Source organism: Amycolatopsis ponsaeliensis, from assembly GCF_030182635.1.
GTDB lineage: Bacteria > Actinomycetota > Actinomycetes > Mycobacteriales > Pseudonocardiaceae > Amycolatopsis > Amycolatopsis ponsaeliensis.
The window spans coordinates 1-16837 of record NZ_JAPZLD010000099.1 but is presented as its reverse complement, the minus strand read 5'-3'; the positions used below and the strand labels follow the sequence as shown (position 1 = coordinate 16837).

Here is a 16837-nt window from a genome sequence, read left to right as displayed (position 1 = left end):
AGCCCCTCGGGGCACGGTTGCCGGCACAAGACCCGGGGCTCAACTGCGGGGCGGGCGGGCGCCGGGACGGGGGCCCCGGCACGCCATCCGCACCGCTAGCCCTTCAGCGCGCCCCGCCAGCGCACCGTCGGGCGCAGCTTGTCCGGGTTCACCCGGTGCTTGTTGGCGCCCACGATGTCGAACATCGACTCGATCAGCGTGTCCGAGAGCAGGTGCGGCTCGAGCCCCAGCCCGACCAGCCCGGTGTGCTGCACGTTGTAGTAGTGCTCCGGCGCCTCGGTGCGCGGGTTCTCCAGCTGCTCGATCTGCACCGGCCCGGGGAACCGCTCGGCGACGAGGTCGGCGATCGCGGCCACGGACATGCTCTCGGTCATCTGGTTGAAGACGCGGAACTCCCCCGCCTCGGCCGGGTTCTCCACGGCGAGCCGGATGCACTCCACGGTGTCGCGGATGTCGATCAGGCCGCGCGTCTGGGTGCCCTGGCCGTACACGGTCAGCGGCTGGCCCAGCACCGCCTGGATGACGAACCGGTTCAGCACCGTGCCGAACACGGCGTCGTAGTCGAAACGGGTCGCGAGCCGCGGGTCGAGTGCCGTCTGCGGCGTCTGCTGGCCGTACACGATGCCCTGATTGAGATCCGTCGCGCGCAGCCCCCACGCGCGGCACGTGAATTCGATGTTGTGCGAATCGTGCACCTTGGTCAGGTGGTAGAAAGACCCGGGCCGCTTCGGGAACAGCACCCGATCCTTGCGCCCCTTGTGTTCGAGGTCCAGCCAGCCTTCTTCGATGTCGACGTTCGGCGTGCCGTATTCGCCCATCGTGCCCAGTTTGACCAGGTGGATCGCCGGATCGATCTCGGCGATCGCGTACAGCAGATTCAGGTTCCCGATCACGTTGTTGTGCTGGGTGTACACCGCGTGCTCGCGGTCGATCATCGAGTACGGCGCGGACCGCTGCTCGGCGTAGTGCACCACCGCGTCCGGCCCGAAGTCGCGCACCGCCCCGACCAGGAACTCCGCGTCCAGCAGGTCGCCTTCGTAGCTGGTGATCGTGCGCCCGGAGACCTCGTGCCAGGCGGCGATCCGGTCGGCAAGGGACTCGATCGGGACGAGGCTCTCGACACCCAGTTCGGCGTCATAACCGCGGCGGGCGAAATTGTCGAGAACGGCCACCTCGTGACCTTTGTCCGATAAGTGCAACGCGGTCGGCCAGCCCAGATATCCGTCACCGCCGAGAACCAGCACTCGCATTGTGCCGCCTTTCCTGTTCGTTTACGCCACAAGCATGCCGATCCCACGAACGTGCAGCGGCTTGCGAGAACCCGACGTTATCGATCACCTACTGATGAGCACCTGGCAATGAGCTGTGAATCTCCTATGCGTAAGGGACCCGGACGGCGGCGCGACCGGCCCGCGGGGAGGATGGGGGCATGACGACCGTAACCAACGGCGTGCGGCCCCGCACGACGGAGAAGACCCGCCGCCGCGGCTGGGCCCGGCTGGCGCGCGCCGCGGCGACGTCCGTCGCGGCCACGGTCGTCAGCCAGGTGGTGCTGCTGGCGGTGCTCGCGACCGGCGGCGCCGCGGCCCTGGCGAGCACGCTGGCCTGGGCGGCCGGCGCGGTGCTGAACTTCGTGGTCACCCGCCGCTGGGTGTGGGGCCGGACCGGGCGCCCGCGCGTGCGCCGCGAGCTGCTGCCCTACCTGGTCGTGATCGGTCTGGGCGGTCTCGCGTCCATCGGCCTGACGACGCTGGCCGGCTCGCTGCTGACGCCGCTGAACCTGCCGCACTTCTGGTGGGTCGTGCTCGTCGACGGCGCGTACGTGGCCAGCTACGCGCTGGTGTTCGTCGTCAAGTTCACCCTGCTCGACCGGCTCGTGTTCGGCCGCGGCGCAGCACGTACCCCCGCCACCACGTCCCCGTCATGACCCGGGCGTAGTTGGCGCCGTAGACGAGGCTGCCGCCCTTCTTGCTCTTGCCCGCCTTGCGCAGCCGCATGCTCATCGGCAGCTCGACGACGCGGGCGCCGCGCGCGGTGACCCCGAGCATCAGCTCCGACGACTGGTACTGCGGCTCGTTGAGCGGCACCGAGCAGGCCAGGTCCGCCCGCATCGCGCGGAAGCCGAAGGACGTGTCGGTGATCCGCCGGGTGGTCAGCACCGACGCCAGCACGGCGAACACGCGCACGCCCAGCCACCGGACGCGGCTGTCGGCCTCTTCGTGACCCAGCCGCCGTGAGCCGGTGACGAAGTCCGCGGTGCCGTCGACGACCGGGCTGACCAGGGCTTCGAGCTCGCTGTTGTCGTATTGGCCGTCGGCGTCGGTCGTCACGACGTACTCCGCGCCGGCTTCGGCCGCCAGGTGGTAGCCCAGGCGCAGCGCCGCCCCCTGGCCGCGGTTGCGGGGTGCGACGCAGACGTACGCGCCGTGCGCTTCGGCGATGGCGGCCGTGTCGTCGGTGCCGCCGTCGACCACGACGAGCACGTCGACCCGCATGCCGAGGCACTCGTCGGGCATCTTCTCCAGGACTTCGCCGATGCCGCCGGCTTCGTTGTAGGCCGCGATGACGACGGTCAGCGGAGCCGGCCGCAGGTCCGGGTGGCGGCCGCGGAAGTCGTCGAGGGCGCCCTGGTCGACTTCGTCGGGGAACGCGGTGAGGCGTTTCCGGCTCGCCGACGTCAGCGTGGTGAAGCCCAGCGCCCCGGCCACCGGCAGCAGCACGAGGGCGGGGATCTGGTAGCGCCAGGAGAACTGGAACACCGCCGAGGCGAAGAGCAGGATCAGCCCGCTCGACGCCGCCAGCAGCGCGCCCGCCCGGGCCCGGTCCCGGGGCTCCTTGCGGCGGAACACCGTGAGCAGCCCCAGGATCGCGCCGATGCCGAGCACCCCGCCGGAGACGTAACCGCCGCCGAGCTGGTAGTCGCGGAGGATCTTGGCCAACGGCCCCTCGACGCTCGCGTTGACGCCGTCGTTCTGCTGGGTGACGAGGTCGATCAGGGACTGGTCGGCCCACTGCGGGTAGGTGAGCTGGAACTGCCACCGGTCCAGGGGGACGTCGGTCGGGTCCTGCTCGCGGGTCCAGGCGAAGCTCTTGGCGAAGTCGTCCAGGATCGCTTCCGCGACGTCGCCGGGCTGTTCCTTGAGCACGTCGATGGCGAACTCGTGCGCCAGCGCGGCCTTGTCGGCGCCCGGCGGCAGCGGCCCGGGCCAGTTCGGGTCGAGGTCGGCGTGGGTGTAGTTGTCCACCAGCCGGGTCTCGCGCGGCTCGGTGGGGCAGAAGACCTGCAGCGTCGGGTCGAGGTGGAGGTTCGCGCAGTCGGCGACGGCGGCGGTGCGGCCGTAGAGCATGTTCCCGGACGGCCCGGTCAGCCCCCACTTGCCGGTCTCCGAGTGCACCCGCGCCGAGTAGGGCACCAGCACGACGAGCAGGCCCAGCACCCCGGCACCGGCGCGCCGCCAGCCCGCCCAGTGCCGCCACGCTCCCCCGGCGACGACCAGGTGGACCAGGACCGGCAGGGCCAGCGAGATGCCGATCAGCCGCGTCAGCACGGCGAACCCGACCAGCAGGCCGGCGGCGCCCGCGCGCTTCCAGCCCGGTTTGCCCCAGCCGAGCAGCAGCCAGAGGAGCCCGAGCAGCACCGCCTCGAAGACGACCTCGGACATGATGTTCTGCTCGATCTGCAGCTGGTACGCGTCGAGCAGGACCGGCACCGCGGCGAGCGCGGCGACCCACGGACGGCCGCCGAGGCGCAGCAGCAGCGCGTAGACGCCGATCGCGATGAGGATCCCGCCGACGTGCTGCACCGCCGCGACCCAGGCGAGTCCGCCGACGGCCAGCAGCGGCCGCAGCACGAGGTCGTAGCCGATCGGGTCGAGCTGGTCGGCGCGCAGCGCGTGCAGGTTGTCGATGTAGCGGAACGAATCGATGTACAGCAGCGCCGGCCGGTAGGCCAGCCAGGTCAGCACCCGGAGGACGATCGCCGGGACGAGGAGCAGGAGCAGCAGCCAGTGCCGCCGGAAGAACCCTCTCACGGTGTCGCGTTTGGACGGTCGAGGCCGGAGAAGTACTTCCACGCCGTCGCGAGGCCGTCGGTCAGCGAGACGGACGGCTCGTACCCGATCGTCTCCGCGCTGGCCGAGACGTCGACGACGACCGCGGGCATCTCCCCCGCCGGCGCCTCGACGTGCTCGACCGGCAGCTCGGCGCCGGTCACCTCGCGCACGGCCTCGACCATCTCCAGCACGGAGACCGAGCGCCCGGCGCCGACGATCGCGCGGCCGGTGTGGCCGCTGTCGAGCGCGAGCAGCAGGGCGCGGACGACGTCGTCGACGTGCACGAGGTCGCGGCGCTGGCGGCCGTCGCCGTAGATCTTGACCCCGGTGCCGGTGAGCGCGGCACGCATCATGCGGGGCACGAAACTGTCCTTGTGGGACATTCCCGGGCCGTAGACGTTGGTGAACCGCAACGCACACGTCGTCATGCCGTACGCGCCGGCGTAGCCCGAGAGCAGCATTTCGCACGCGGCCTTGGTGGCGCCGTAGGGCGTCAGCGGCCGCAGCGGCAGGTCGGGGGTGATCGTCGCGGTGCCGACGTTGCCGATCACCGCGTTGGTCGAGGCGAGCAGGAACTTCGGGACTTCACGGCGGCGCGCGAGCTCCAGGAGTTCCTGGGTCACCAGGACGTTGTCGGCGAAGGTGTCCTCGGGCAGCTCGACCGACTTCAGCACCGACGTCAGCGCGGCGAGGTGCACGATCCCGGCGGTCTCGGGCGTCACGGCTTCTTCGCGGACAGCGGCCTCGCGCAGGTCGCCGGTCACCACGCGGACGCCGTCGCCGTCGTCGTCCGGGAACGGCACCCGGTCCACGACGGTGACCGGGACACCCCGGTCGCGGAGGGCGCGCACGACGGCCCGGCCGATGAAGCCGCCGCCGCCGGTCACGACCACGGACGTCCGATCAGGACCGTGCGCACTCGCCATGGCGTCAACCTACCTCCCGTTCCTGTGCGGGCTCGGCCCGCCGTACGCACAACTGCGTATGGCCGTGTCCGGGGCCGGCTTGGTGTTCTTGAGGAGTCATGAAGCACTGGGGAGGAAGGCTCACCATGAAAAGACTCTTCACCGTTCCGGCACTGCTGCTGGCCTCGCTCGCCGGGGTCCTCACCGTGTCGGCCGCGCCCGCCCAGGCGGCGACGACCGACGTCGGCGTCATCCCGTCGGGCCGGTCGTGCCCGGTCGGGACCGAGGCGATCGTCATCCGGATGGACGACGAGGACTCGGGCAACGCCAACTCGCGCGGCGGGTTCATCGGGGCGGTCAGCAGCACGGGCAACACGGAGATGTTCTTCTGCCGGGTCAACGGCGCCGCGTTCCGCGGGGTCACGCAGTCCGGGTCGTTCCGGCCGTACGCCGTGCTGAAGCTCGGCGCGAACTGCCCGAACGGCTCGCAGGAGTTCTCTCGCCGGTTCGACAACGAAGACGACAGCAACAACAACTCGTTCTCGGGCAATATCTTCCCGAACGTGAGCGACAGCAACACGCTGCTGCGGTTCTGCCTCTTCGCGCCCGGGGTGGCCACGACGACGGCGTTCCCGAACGTCGGCTTCAGCTACCTGGTGTTCTCCGGGGTCGACTCGTCGGGCTTCTTCCACACCGATGACGAGGACGACGGCAACAACAACTCCTACAGCGCGCCGGCCGGGATCAGCAGCATCGCGCAGTCGATGGTGAGTGCCGGCTCGAACACCACGCTGAACGTCCGGATCGCCCGGTAACGTCCGGTTCGTATCTCCCTCGGCTCACCCGGGTCTTTCTTCACCGGACGAGCCGAGGGGGATCACGGGTGAGCAGTGAACTGACGGCGCGGTGCCTGCACCGCGCCCTCGAAGTCGTGCGGGAGTTCCGGTCGGCGGGACCGGCGGCGGGGCTGGCCGGGCTGGGCCGGCTCGTCGGCTGCGACTTCGTTTCGTGCACGAGTGCCGAGCACACGACGCGACGGCTGACCGGCGCCGTCACCGAGCGGCCGGAGGACAACCTCATGCGCCACCCGGAGTTCCGGGCCCAGGTGAGCAGGCACCCGGCGTTCGCGGCGCACCGGAGCGGCCGGCTGCCGCTGGGGACGTCGGCCGCGCTGACCGATCTGGCCGATCTCCGGACACTGCGGGGGCTGCCGCTGTACACGGACTTCTACCGCCCGCGCGGCACGATCGACCAGCTGCTGTGCGTGGTGGAGGCCGATGACCGCGCAGGGCGCATCCTGACGCTCAGCCGCTCGCGGCCCGGGTTCTCCGCCCGTGACCGCGAGCTGGTCGACCTGCTGGCGCCGCACCTGGCCCAGGCGTTCGCCCGGGAAGAGCGACCGGCGGTCCGGCCGGCCACGGTGACGGTGCCCGAGCTGACGGCTCGCGAGCAGGAGGTGGCCCACCTGGTCACCCGGGCGGCGACGGACCGCGAGATCGCCCGGCGGCTGGGGGTCAGCCCGCGGACCGTGCAGAAGCACCTCCAGCAGATCTACCGCAAGCTCGGCGTGGCGAGCCGGACCGAGCTGATGGTGCATCTGGCCGGCAGGGTCGTGAGTGCGTAACAGTGTTAGAACGCTGTTGCGCACTCACGACCGCTCGGCGAAAGCCTCCGGGGGCGGGCACGAACACACCAGGTTGCGGTCCCCCGCCGCGCCGTCGATGCGGCGGACCGGGGGCCAGATCTTCGCCGCGGCCGGGCCCGCCGGGAACACCGCCGTCTCGCGGCTGTACCGCCGGTCCCACTCGCCCGCGACGCACCGAGCCGTGTGCGGGGCCTGCCGCAGCGGGGACTCCGCCAGCTCCCACTCCCCCGCCGCCACGCGGTCGATCTCCGTGCGGATCGCGATCATCGCCGCGCAGAAACGGTCCAGCTCGGCCAGGTCCTCGCTCTCCGTCGGCTCCACCATCAGCGTGCCCGCCACCGGGAACGACATCGTCGGCGCGTGGAGGCCGTAGTCCGCCAGCCGCTTCGCCACGTCGTCGACCGTCACGCCGGTCGCCTTCGTCAGGGGCCGCAGGTCCAGGATGCATTCGTGCGCCACGAAGCCCGAACGGCCCGCGTACAGCACCGGGAAGTGCTCCCCGAGGCGGCGAGCGACGTAGTTGGCGTTGGCCACCGCCACGAGCGTCGCCCGGCGCAGGCCGTCCGCGCCCATCATCCGGACGTAGGCCCACGAAATCGGCAGGATCGACGCGCTCCCCCACGGCGCCGCGCTGACCGGCCCGACGCCGGTCGCCGGACCGGCCGCCGGCTGCAGCGGGTGGTTCGGCAGGAACGGCGCCAGGTGCGCGCGGACGCCGATCGGGCCGACGCCGGGTCCGCCGCCGCCGTGCGGGATGCAGAACGTCTTGTGCAGGTTGAGGTGCGAGACGTCGGCGCCGAACCGGCCGTACTGCGCCACGCCGATGAGCGCGTTCAGGTTGGCGCCGTCGACGTACACCTGCCCGCCCGCGTCGTGCACCAGCGCGCACACCTCGCCGACGGTGTCCTCGTACACCCCGTGCGTGGACGGGTAGGTGATCATGATCGCGGCCAGGTCGGCGCGATGGTCGTCCACAGTGGACCGCAAGTGCGCGAGGTCGATGTTGCCGTCGCCGTCGCAGCGGACGACGACCACCCGCATGCCGGCCATCACGGCGCTCGCCGCGTTCGTGCCGTGGGCGCTCGCCGGGATCAGGCAGACGTCGCGCTCGCCTTCGCCGCGTGAACGGTGGTAGGCGCGGATGGCCAGCAGCCCGGCGAACTCGCCCTGGCTGCCCGCGTTGGGTTGCAGGGAAACCGTGTCGTAGCCGGTGATCCGCGCGAGCCACGCGCCGAGGTCGGCGACCACTTCCAGCAGTCCGGCGGCGTCCTCGGCGGGCGCGAACGGGTGCAGCCCGGCGAACTCCGGCCAGGTGACCGGCTCCATTTCGGCGGTGGCGTTGAGCTTCATGGTGCACGAGCCGAGCGGGATCATGCTGCGGTCGAGCGCGACGTCCTTGTCCGCCAGCTGCCGCAGGTAGCGCAGCAGCGCGGTTTCCGAGCGGTGGGCGTGGAACACCGGGTGGGTGAGGAACGCGCTGGTGCGCCGCAGCGGCGCCGGGAGCGCGTCCGCCGTGTCCGCGTCGAGACCATCCACATCGGACACCGAGACGCCGAACGCCTTCCACACCAGGGAAAGCCGCTCCCGGGTGGTCGTCTCGTCGCAGGCGACGCCGACGTGGTCGTCGTCGACGAGCCGCAGGTTCACGCCGAGGTCGCGAGCCGCCGCGACGACGGCCGCCGCCCGGCCGGGCACCGCCGCGGTGACGGTGTCGAAGAACTCGCCGTGCCCGACGTCGACGCCGCCTTCGGCGAGGCCGGCGGCGAGCACGGTGGCCATCCGGTGGGCGCGCAGCGCGATCCCACGCAGGCCCTCGGGCCCGTGGTACACCGCGTACATCGAGGCCATCACCGCGAGCAGGACCTGCGCGGTGCAGATGTTCGAGGTCGCCTTCTCGCGGCGGATGTGCTGTTCCCGCGTCTGGAGGGCGAGCCGGTACGCGGGTGCGCCGTCCGCGTCCTTCGAGACGCCGACCAGGCGTCCCGGCAGCTGCCGCTCCAGGCCCTTCCGGACCGCGAGGTAGGCCGCGTGCGGGCCGCCGAAGCCGAGCGGGACGCCGAACCGCTGCGTGGACCCGACGGCGACGTCGGCACCGAGCTCTCCCGGCGGCCGCAGCAGGGTCAGGGCGAGCGGGTCCGCGGCGACGATCACGGCGGCGCCGTGCTTCTTGGCCTCGGAGATCGTCAGGTCGAGCTCGTGCACCGCGCCCGACGCGCCCGGGTAGGACAGCAGGACCCCGAAGAAGTCCCCGCCGAGGCCGAGGCCGGTCAGGCCCTGGGAGAGGTCTTCGACGACGAGTTCGATGCCGAGGGGTTCGGCGCGGGTCCGGAGGACGGCGAGGGTCTGCGGCAGGGTGTCCCGGTCGACGACGAACCGATTGGACGCGGCCTTCCCGGCGCGCCGCACGAGCGTCATGGCTTCGGCGGCCGCGGTGGCTTCGTCGAGCATCGACGCGTTGGCGACGGGCAGCCCGGTGAGGTCGGCGACCATGGTCTGGAAGTTGAGCAGCGCTTCGAGCCGGCCTTGCGAGATCTCAGGCTGGTAAGGCGTGTAGGCGGTGTACCAGGCGGGGTTCTCGAGGACGTTGCGCCGGATCACGGGCGGCGTGACGGTGTCGTGGTAGCCGAGCCCGATCATCTGCGCCATGGGCCGGTTGCGGGCGGCGAGCGCCCGGAGTTCGGCGAGGGCCTGGGCTTCGGTGGCAGCCGGGGGCAGTTCGAGCGGCCCGGCGGAGGCGCGCAGAGACTCGGGAACAGCACGCTCGGAGAGCTCGTCGAGAGAAGCGACGCCGATGACGTCGAGGATGCGGCGGAGTTCGTCCGGCCCGGGCCCGATGTGCCGGTCAGCGAAAGGGATGCCCTGCTCCAGGCAGGCGAGTGACGGCTCCACGATGGCCTCCTGCGGACGGGCGGTGCCGGACTCGGACAGCATCCTCGAAAAACGCTGTCCGAGCCTCCCCACTCTGTCTGTGCCCGAGGGCGCCTGAGAGTTTCGCCCGAGGTTGAGCCGGGCTTGCACCGTCGGCGGGGCCATCAGGCTGTGTCCTGACGACCCGCTTTCCAGAGGCGTCTCGTCCGCGCGGTCCGGGGTGCCTGAGAGGTTCCGGGGAGGACTTGCTCCTTCGGCGCCGAGCTCAAGGTGTGGCTCGGACTCTCCCGCGCGGATTCGTCGACCGCACGGGGAACCTTACTCGCATCCCCGCAGCGATGATCACCCGGTCTTGCGTGCGTTGCGGCGCTGGGTCAGCTCGTCCGGCTGGTGCGTCTCGACGATGCCGCCGTCGGCGCGTTCGGCCTGGAACTCGTGGATGGTGCCGCTGATCTCCTGCATGGCGCCGCTGACCGCGATGCCGAAGACACCTTGGCCGCCCTGGAGCAGATCGACGATCTCCTCCGGCGAGGTGCACTCGTAGACCGTGGTGCCGTCGGAGAAGAGCGTCACGCGCGCGAGGTCGCGGACTCCTCGGACGCGCAGGTGGTCGACGGCGACCCGGATGTTCTGGAGGGAGACCCCGGTGTCCAGCAGCCGCTTGACGACCTTGAGGACCAGGATGTCCTTGAACGAGTACAGCCGCTGCGAGCCGGAGCCGTGCGCCGTGCGGATGCTGGGTGCGACCAGCTTCGTCCGGGCCCAGTAGTCGAGCTGGCGGTAGGTGATCCCGGCGATCTGGCACGCGGCCGGGCCGCGGTAGCCCACCAGCTCGTCCGGCAGCGAATCGTCGGGGAACAGTTCACCCTGTTCGCCGGCCGCGACCTGAACAGGCTGCTTCTCGGAACCAGCCTCGACCACGCAAGCCTCCCCTCGCCCGACCTGACGGCCGGCGAATGACAGCCGGACGGTCCCAGGAGCGGGACCCGCCGGAGATCAATCGCCACGATCCGGCCCCAGACCGTGAATCACATCGTGGCGATTTACCTCCTTCGACGGTAAGCGCCCGGGGTACCCCGGTCAACGCGACGCGCGGCAAGCCTCAACGGTCGGATGAGCCTTTGAGCCGTTCGCCGTACCCCGGACGCGGTGGTTCAAACCTCTTGACGTCTTTTACTCAGCCAAGTAACTTTTATTCATGCAAGTAAACACCGACCTCCTGGCCGAGATGGGGCTCAGCGCCGCCGAGGCGGCCCGCCGCGCCCAGATCATCGGCGCGACCATCGGCGTCATCGCCGACCTCGGCTACCGGAAAGCCACGTTCGCCAAGATCAAGGACCGCGCGGGGCTCAGCAGCACGCGGATGATCTCGTACCACTTCACGAACAAGGCCGGCCTGATGCAGTCCGTGCTGAGCACGGTCGTCGAGACGAAGAACGAGTTCCTGAAGGAACGCACCGGCGGCGGGGTCGACCCGGCGGACCGGCCCGGCTACCTGCGGGCCCACATCGAGACGTCGATCGCGTTCCTGCGCGCGTACCCGGAGTGCGTCCGGGTGCTGACGGAGATGGCGGCCAACGCCGACGACGCCGAGGGCTGGGTGATGACGAAGATCCTCGTCGACGACATGCGGGTGCACGGACTGGCCCGCCAGCTCAAGCAAGGTCAGGCAGAGGGGTTGTTCGGCGCCTTCACGCCGGAGGTGATGGCGATGTCCATCGCGCAGGCCATCGACGGGGTGGCCGCGGCCTACGCGGCCGACCCGGCGCTGGATCTCGAGCAGTACGGACGGGAAGTCGCCGACACCTTCGTCAAGGCGACCGCTCCCTAGAGGGCCTGGTCGAGGCGCTCCTCGATCCGCGCCTTCGGGTAGGCGCCGACGATCGTCGTCACCGGCTCGCCGCCCGAGAAGAGCATCATCGTGGGCAGCGACATGACCTGGTACGACCGGGTCGTCTCCGGGTTCTCGTCGGCGTTGACCTTCCGCACGGCGAGCTTCCCGGCCCGCTCGGTGGCCAGCTGCGCCAGCACCGGGCCGACCATCCGGCAGGGCCCGCACCAGGTGGCCCAGAACTCGACCAGCACCGGGACGTCACTGCCGAGGACCTCGGCGGCGAACGTGGCGTCGGTGACGTCGGAAACGGCGACAGCGGTCATGACGGGCTCCTTCACGGGCGCGGGGCGTCGGGGACGACACAGGGATCGGGTGCCTGCCGGGCCAGCGCGCCGGCGAGCTTGGACGCCAGCTCGGCCCGGATGCCGCCGAGGCGGGCCAGCAACGCGTCGGCTTCTTCGAGCTTGCGGCGGTAGACCTCGATCGAGCTCGAGCAGGAGTCGCCGGTCTCGTGGCCGCTGCGCAGGCAGTCGACGAACGGGCGGGTCTCGTCGAGGGTCAGGCCGACCGTTTGCAGGGTCTGGATCTCCCGGACCAGCTGCAGGTCGTCCTCGTCGTATTCGCGGTAGCCGTTCGCCGAGCGACGGGCCGACAGCAGGCCCTGGGCCTCATAAAAACGCAGCGCACGGGTGGTGACACCCGTGCGCTGCGCAAGCTCTCCGATCCGCATGCCTGAAGACGCTAGACGTTGACGTCCGCGTCAAGGCAAGGTCTTCAGGTATCCGCTCCCCGGAAATCCTCGGGCGACACGGAGTCGAGGAACTCGCGGAACTTCTCGACCTCGTCCTCCTGCTCGTCCGGGATGATCAGGCCCGCCTCTTCCAGCACCGCGTCCACGGCGTGGATGGGGACGCCGATCCGCAGGGCCAGCGCGACCGAGTCGCTCGGCCGGGCGGAGACCCGGATGTCGCCGTCGAAGACGAGCTCGGCGAAGAACGTGCCTTCCTTCAGGTCGGTGATGACGACCTGCTCGAGCTCGCGGCCCAACGCTCCGATGACCTCTTTCAGCAGGTCATGGGTGAGCGGGCGAGCTGGGCGGACCCCCTGCTGCTCCAACGCGATGGCGGTCGCTTCGACCGAGCCGATCCAGATCGGCAGGTACCGTTCGCCCTCGGTCTCCCGCAGCAACAAGATCGGCTGATTCGCGGGCAGCTCGACCCGCACACCGACGACGCGCATTTCGCTCATCGGGCTTCGCCTCCCTCTCGTGCACACGGGCTTCAGCGCTGGAACCGCCTCGCGCCGTTCACTCCCGACGCTACCCGTCATCCGTGCGCTGTGCTCGCTGTCGGACACTCTCGGCTCGCCTACCGCAAACCGTTGTTCTCACGGTACGGCATGAGGTGCCGAACATTCAGTCATTGACATGGGACCGCAAAGAGGATCTCACCGACCCGTTACGCCTCAACAACCCGTCGCGCCACGGATTCCCGCCTTCACGAGGAGCGTGTGCAGGGTCACGGACAGTGCCGCGAGCTCCCGCACCACTTCGTCGGCCCTCGACTTGGCCTCCGGGTCACGGTGCCGATACACCGGCGTCACGATCTGCTCCAGCAACCCGACCTCGCGGTCGGCCGCGGCGCGGAAGGCGCGCAGATGTCTCGGCTCGATACCGAATTCGGTCATCGCCTTCACCGTCCGCGCGACCAGCACCGCGTCCGGGTCGAAGAACCCCGCGGGACCGGGGCGGACCAGGCCGTACTGCTGGAGCTCGACGAGCGCCGCCGCGTCGATGCCGGCCTGCTCCAGGAGCTCCTCCTGGGTCAGGCGCAGCTCCTTGCCGGTGGTGAAGTCGGCCGCCACCGGCAGGCCGACGTTCTCCGCCGGGGCGTCGATCGGCACCAGCCGGCGCGGCGGGCGGGGCAGGGCCGCGATGGGCCCGGCACCCGAGTCCGCCGCGTCCAGCTGCTCCTTGATGACCTTCAACGGGAGGTAGTGGTCCCGCTGGGCGGCCAGGACGAACCGCAGTCGCTCCACGTCCGCCGCGGCGAACTGCCGGTACCCCGAAGCCGTCCGGCCCGGTTGGACCAGGCCTTCCGCTTCCAGGAACCGGATCTTGGAGATGGTGACATCGGGAAAGTCCTGGCGCAGCTGCGCCAGGACGGCCCCGATGCTCAGTCCGTGACTCTGTGGCCGCCCGGCCGCCGTCACTGCGCCCCCTGGCCCCCGTGACCCGGGCCGGTCAGGAAGACCAGGCGGAACTTCCCGATCTGCACCTCGTCGCCCCCCGCGAGGACGGCCTGGTCGACCGGCTCGCGGTTGACGTAGGTGCCGTTGAGGCTGCCGACGTCGATGACGACGAACTCGCCGCCCTCACGCCGGAACTCGGCGTGCCGGCGGGAGACCGTGACGTCGTCCAGGAAGATGTCGCTGTCCGGGTGGCGCCCGGCGCTGGTCGTGTCGCGGTCGAGCAGGAATCGCGAACCCGCGTTCGGGCCGCGCTTCACGACCAGCAGCGCCGAACCCGCGGGCAGGGCGTCGACGCCCTGGACCGGCGCCTCCGCGGCCGGGGCGGACTCGTGGCCTTCGGCTTCGGCCAGGAAGTCGGCCCGGAAGACAGAGGTCCGCTCCGGAGACTGCTCCGGGGGAACGCCGCCGGGCCCGTCGTTCGTGCTCACCTGAGCTCTCCTCCACACATGCTGTGTTGCCTAGTACTCAAGAACGTGTAGCTGCCAACGTACCGTGCCTGATCGATTCTCCGAGCCCCGGCTCCCCGAACCGGCGCAGTGCCGGTCCGGGCCGCCGCCGGCGGAGCTCAGCCCTTGGTCAGGGCGTCGTACGCCTCGGCTTCCAGCAGGGCTTCGAGCCCCGCCGGGTCGTCGAGCCGGATCTCGATCAGCCAGCCCTCGCCGTAGGGGTCGCTGTTGATCAGCTCCGGCGATTCGGCGACGGCGTCGTTGATCGAGACGACCTCGCCGTCGACCGGCGCGAACAGCTCGGACACGCTCTTCGTCGACTCGACCTCGCCGAAGACGTCGCCCGCGCTCACCTGGCGGCCGACCTCCGGCAGGTCGACGAACACGACGTCGCCGAGCTGGTCCTGCGCGTACTCGGTGATGCCGATGCGGACGAGGGTGTCCTCGCCGCGGGTGGCCACCCACTCGTGTTCCTCGGTGTAGCGAAGCTCTTCAGGAGCGGACACCGCCGGTCCCCTTTCATGCCCTCACTGGCGAAAACGTGCTGGGCGAAGTCTTACACCCACACGGCCCAGCGCCGGGCCCGGCCCGGGGAAAATGTCGCGCTCAGTCGTCGCCCGCGCCGCGCAGCGCGTTACGCGCCTGCACGACGTAGAGGACGCCGGACCAGACGTAGAGGACCCCGCCCCAGATCGTGAAGGCGTAGCCGATCGGCCGGGCGACCGCGGCGACGTCCGAGCCACCCTGCGCGAGCAGCAGGAACGGGAAGGCGTACATGAGGACGAAGGTCGCGCCCTTGCCGATGTAGGTCACCTCCGGCGGGGCGAAGCCGCGGCGGCGCAGGGTCAGCACGCAGACGCCGAGGACGGCCTCGCGCAGGATCAGCGGCACCACGACCCACCACGGGATGATGTCGCGGACCAGGAACGCGATGAGCGTCGCGAGGATGTAGAGCCGGTCGGCCGCCGGGTCGAGCAGCTGGCCCAGCCGGGACATCTGGTTGAGCCAGCGGGCCAGCTTGCCGTCGAGCCAGTCGGTCAGCGCGCTGAAGACCAGCAGCGCGAGCGCCCAGCCGTCCTCTTCCGGACCCAGCAGCAGCCACAGGAACACCGGCACGCCGGCGAGCCGCAGCAGCGACAGCATGTTGGGGACGTTGAAGGCCTGCCTCAGCAGGGACGGCTCGGCGGCGCTCGCCGGAGCGGCGGGTTCGGGTGCGGCGGTGCTCACCCGCCCAGCGTAGTCAGCTCGCGCGACGGCTGCTCCAGCCGCGCCGCTGCAGTTCGGCGCTGCTCAGCGCCTCGGGGCGGCCGCGGAGGTCGGTGCCCATCCAGCGGGCGCGGCCGGGGCGCGCCTCGAGGACGTAGGGGCGTCCGCAGCACCAGACGACGCTGCTGGGGACGGTCGGCGGGCCGGCCGGGCCGGTGGTTTCGTCGGTGCTGGTTTCGGGGCTGGTCACAGCGTCGGCGTTCATCGCTCTCACGGGCTCGGGAGGGTGTCGGGGACGGGAAGCTCTTCGGCCTCCACCAAGATCTTCGGCTCCCGGGGCCGGGATGTTAACCGGCGCGGCCGGAATTAGACCGATCGATTCTTGATGGCAGCGTGAGGTTTCGGAGCGTGAACAAAATGTTAATTGTCCATTGTGGACGGTCTGGTGACGGCCACCGGATCGGGCCGCCACCCGGCTGGAGTAATCTGCCGCACACCTGTGGGCGAGTCGGTTCACGGGGCCCCGGCCCGGATGGGCCAGAATGACCGGACCAGCCTGACCGGGGAGGAACGATCGCGGTGCACCACCCGACCACCACGGGGATGTGGCGGCCGTTGCTCGCCGCCTGCCTCGCCGTGCCCGCGCTCGCGGCCTGCTCCGCCGAGCAGGCCGCCCCGGCACCGCCGTCTTCCGCTCCCCCGGCGACCACGTCGTCCGCGCCGTCGACCACCGGCACGCCTCCCCCGCCGCCCGCCGACGGCAGCTCGCCGGCGCCCGCGCCGGTGACGAAGCCGTCCGGCGCGCCGCCGTCGGTACCCGGGTCGTGCGGCACCGTGACCGCCGCCAGCGGGCTGACGCTCTACGTCTTCGACAGCGGCTCGGCCGGCGTCAGCTGCGTCGCGGCGACGAAGCTCGTCGGCGACTTCCACCGCAAGATCGCCGGGCGCCAGGGCGCCGGCTCGAACGACGCGGTGAACGAGACCGTCGACGGCTGGCTGTGCACGTCCGGGCCGCCCGCCGCGCAAGGCGGCACGACCTGCACGAAGGGCGAGCAGACGGTGTTCGCCGCCGTCGTGCCGTCCGAGTGACCTCTCCCGATCCGTTTCCGTTCCTGAAGGGCCCATGAAGACACTCGCCTACCCCCTGCTGCTCGTCGCCGCCTCCGCCGTGCTGGCCGGCTGCGGCGGCGACCCGGCGCCCGCCGCGCCGTCCGGTTCCGCTCCCGTGCCGGCCGCGGCCGCGGCGGCCGAATCGACGGCGCCGGGCGTGCCCTGCGGCGACGTCACCGGCTCGGGCGGCGCGAAGACGGCGGTCGTCGCACACGGCCAGGTCGACTGCGCCGCGGCGACGAAGCTGCTGAAGGACTACTTCGCCAAGCTGACCCCGGCCGAGGCGGCCTCCGCCGACGGCCCGGGCCCGGTCGTCCTCGACGAGTGGACGTGCGGCAGCGGCGCGAACGACCCGGTGACGGCCTGCTCGACCGAGGACGGCCGCCAGGTCGAGGGCACCCGCGCCTGAACGGTCGTGAGTGAGAAACAGGGTTAGAACTGTCGATGGGCGCTGGCGTGCGCTCGCGGGTGGGATGAGAATCGGTGGGCGTGTCGCCGGTCGACGTCGGCTGTGTTTGGCC

The 16837-nt window shown here is 71.0% G+C and carries 19 protein-coding genes and 1 riboswitch; of the genes, 6 read left to right on the top strand and 13 right to left on the bottom strand.

Features of this window, described 5'->3' with window-relative positions:
- Window positions 1-95: 95 nt before the first annotated feature.
- Window positions 96-1250 carry an NAD-dependent epimerase/dehydratase family protein gene (locus QQ657_RS55865; protein WP_284750633.1) on the bottom strand — a complete coding sequence of 385 codons (1155 nt, stop codon included), beginning with the start codon at window positions 1248-1250 and terminating at the stop codon, window positions 96-98.
- Between the two features lie 179 nt (window positions 1251-1429).
- Between QQ657_RS55865 and QQ657_RS55860 the strand changes: the two genes are divergently transcribed.
- The gene (locus tag QQ657_RS55860; RefSeq protein ID WP_284750632.1) at window positions 1430-1927 is read left to right on the top strand and encodes a GtrA family protein; all 498 of its coding nucleotides are present in this window, start codon (window positions 1430-1432) and stop codon (window positions 1925-1927) included.
- Here the strand turns inward: QQ657_RS55860 and QQ657_RS55855 are convergent.
- Together QQ657_RS55855 and QQ657_RS55850 are read right to left on the bottom strand one after the other, a co-directional pair.
- Entirely contained in the window at window positions 1857-4031 is a 2175-nt protein-coding gene (locus QQ657_RS55855) for a glycosyltransferase family 2 protein (RefSeq protein ID WP_284750631.1), read from the bottom strand. The genes QQ657_RS55860 and QQ657_RS55855 overlap by 71 nt on opposite strands.
- Window positions 4028-4978 (bottom strand): NAD-dependent epimerase/dehydratase family protein, encoded by a 951-nt coding sequence (locus QQ657_RS55850; protein WP_284750630.1) that lies wholly within the window; start codon window positions 4976-4978, stop codon window positions 4028-4030. Before QQ657_RS55850 ends, QQ657_RS55855 begins: the two co-directional genes overlap by 4 nt.
- Before the next feature lie 125 nt (window positions 4979-5103).
- On the opposite strand from QQ657_RS55850, the gene QQ657_RS55845 reads away from it, so the two are divergent.
- A complete protein-coding gene (locus QQ657_RS55845) occupies window positions 5104-5772 on the top strand; it encodes a hypothetical protein (protein WP_284750629.1) in 669 nt (222 codons plus the stop codon).
- 68 nt (window positions 5773-5840) lie between these two features.
- A complete protein-coding gene (locus tag QQ657_RS55840; protein ID WP_284750628.1) occupies window positions 5841-6581 on the top strand; it encodes a helix-turn-helix transcriptional regulator in 741 nt (246 codons plus the stop codon).
- A 24-nt stretch (window positions 6582-6605) separates the two neighbouring features.
- Here the strand turns inward: QQ657_RS55840 and gcvP are convergent, their stop codons facing one another.
- Together gcvP and QQ657_RS55830 are read right to left on the bottom strand one after the other, a co-directional pair.
- Window positions 6606-9491 carry an aminomethyl-transferring glycine dehydrogenase gene (gene gcvP / locus QQ657_RS55835; protein WP_284750627.1) on the bottom strand — a complete coding sequence of 962 codons (2886 nt, stop codon included), beginning with the start codon at window positions 9489-9491 and terminating at the stop codon, window positions 6606-6608.
- A gap of 180 nt (window positions 9492-9671) precedes the next feature.
- Window positions 9672-9770, bottom strand: a riboswitch (glycine riboswitch).
- Between the two features lie 42 nt (window positions 9771-9812).
- Window positions 9813-10391 (bottom strand): MerR family transcriptional regulator, encoded by a 579-nt coding sequence (locus tag QQ657_RS55830; protein ID WP_284750626.1) that lies wholly within the window; start codon window positions 10389-10391, stop codon window positions 9813-9815.
- 277 nt (window positions 10392-10668) lie between these two features.
- Here QQ657_RS55830 and QQ657_RS55825 point away from each other — a divergent pair, with 277 nt between their 5' ends.
- On the top strand, window positions 10669-11301 hold the full coding sequence (locus tag QQ657_RS55825) for a TetR/AcrR family transcriptional regulator (RefSeq protein ID WP_284750625.1): 633 nt from the start codon (window positions 10669-10671) through the stop codon (window positions 11299-11301).
- Here the strand turns inward: QQ657_RS55825 and trxA are convergent.
- The 8 genes from trxA to QQ657_RS55785 form a co-directional block, all read right to left on the bottom strand.
- Window positions 11298-11627: a thioredoxin gene (trxA, locus tag QQ657_RS55820; RefSeq protein WP_284750624.1), complete on the bottom strand. Its 330-nt coding sequence runs from the start codon at window positions 11625-11627 to the stop codon at window positions 11298-11300. The genes QQ657_RS55825 and trxA overlap by 4 nt on opposite strands.
- 11 nt (window positions 11628-11638) lie before the next feature.
- Window positions 11639-12034, bottom strand: coding sequence for a MerR family transcriptional regulator (locus tag QQ657_RS55815; RefSeq protein ID WP_284750623.1), 396 nt, complete (start codon window positions 12032-12034; stop codon window positions 11639-11641).
- A 44-nt stretch (window positions 12035-12078) separates the two neighbouring features.
- The gene (locus QQ657_RS55810) at window positions 12079-12552 is read right to left on the bottom strand and encodes a bifunctional nuclease family protein (protein ID WP_009078856.1); all 474 of its coding nucleotides are present in this window, start codon (window positions 12550-12552) and stop codon (window positions 12079-12081) included.
- 216 nt (window positions 12553-12768) lie between these two features.
- Window positions 12769-13515, bottom strand: coding sequence for a transcriptional regulator FtsR (gene ftsR / locus QQ657_RS55805; protein WP_284750622.1), 747 nt, complete (start codon window positions 13513-13515; stop codon window positions 12769-12771).
- Entirely contained in the window at window positions 13512-13982 is a 471-nt protein-coding gene (gene garA, locus QQ657_RS55800) for a glycogen accumulation regulator GarA (protein WP_284750621.1), read from the bottom strand. Before garA ends, ftsR begins: the two co-directional genes overlap by 4 nt.
- A gap of 137 nt (window positions 13983-14119) precedes the next feature.
- Complete coding sequence (gcvH, locus tag QQ657_RS55795; protein WP_284750620.1) at window positions 14120-14506, bottom strand: glycine cleavage system protein GcvH; 387 nt, start codon at window positions 14504-14506, stop codon at window positions 14120-14122.
- A 100-nt stretch (window positions 14507-14606) separates the two neighbouring features.
- The gene (clsA, locus tag QQ657_RS55790; RefSeq protein ID WP_284750619.1) at window positions 14607-15227 is read right to left on the bottom strand and encodes a cardiolipin synthase ClsA; all 621 of its coding nucleotides are present in this window, start codon (window positions 15225-15227) and stop codon (window positions 14607-14609) included.
- A 13-nt stretch (window positions 15228-15240) separates the two neighbouring features.
- The gene (locus tag QQ657_RS55785; RefSeq protein WP_284750618.1) at window positions 15241-15471 is read right to left on the bottom strand and encodes a hypothetical protein; all 231 of its coding nucleotides are present in this window, start codon (window positions 15469-15471) and stop codon (window positions 15241-15243) included.
- A 314-nt stretch (window positions 15472-15785) separates the two neighbouring features.
- On the opposite strand from QQ657_RS55785, the gene QQ657_RS55780 reads away from it, so the two are divergent.
- Window positions 15786-16295, top strand: a complete 510-nt coding sequence (locus QQ657_RS55780; RefSeq protein ID WP_284750617.1) for a hypothetical protein — start codon at window positions 15786-15788, stop codon at window positions 16293-16295.
- A 34-nt stretch (window positions 16296-16329) separates the two neighbouring features.
- The gene (locus tag QQ657_RS55775) at window positions 16330-16725 is read left to right on the top strand and encodes a hypothetical protein (RefSeq protein WP_284750616.1); all 396 of its coding nucleotides are present in this window, start codon (window positions 16330-16332) and stop codon (window positions 16723-16725) included.
- The last annotated feature ends 112 nt before the right edge of the window (window positions 16726-16837 follow it).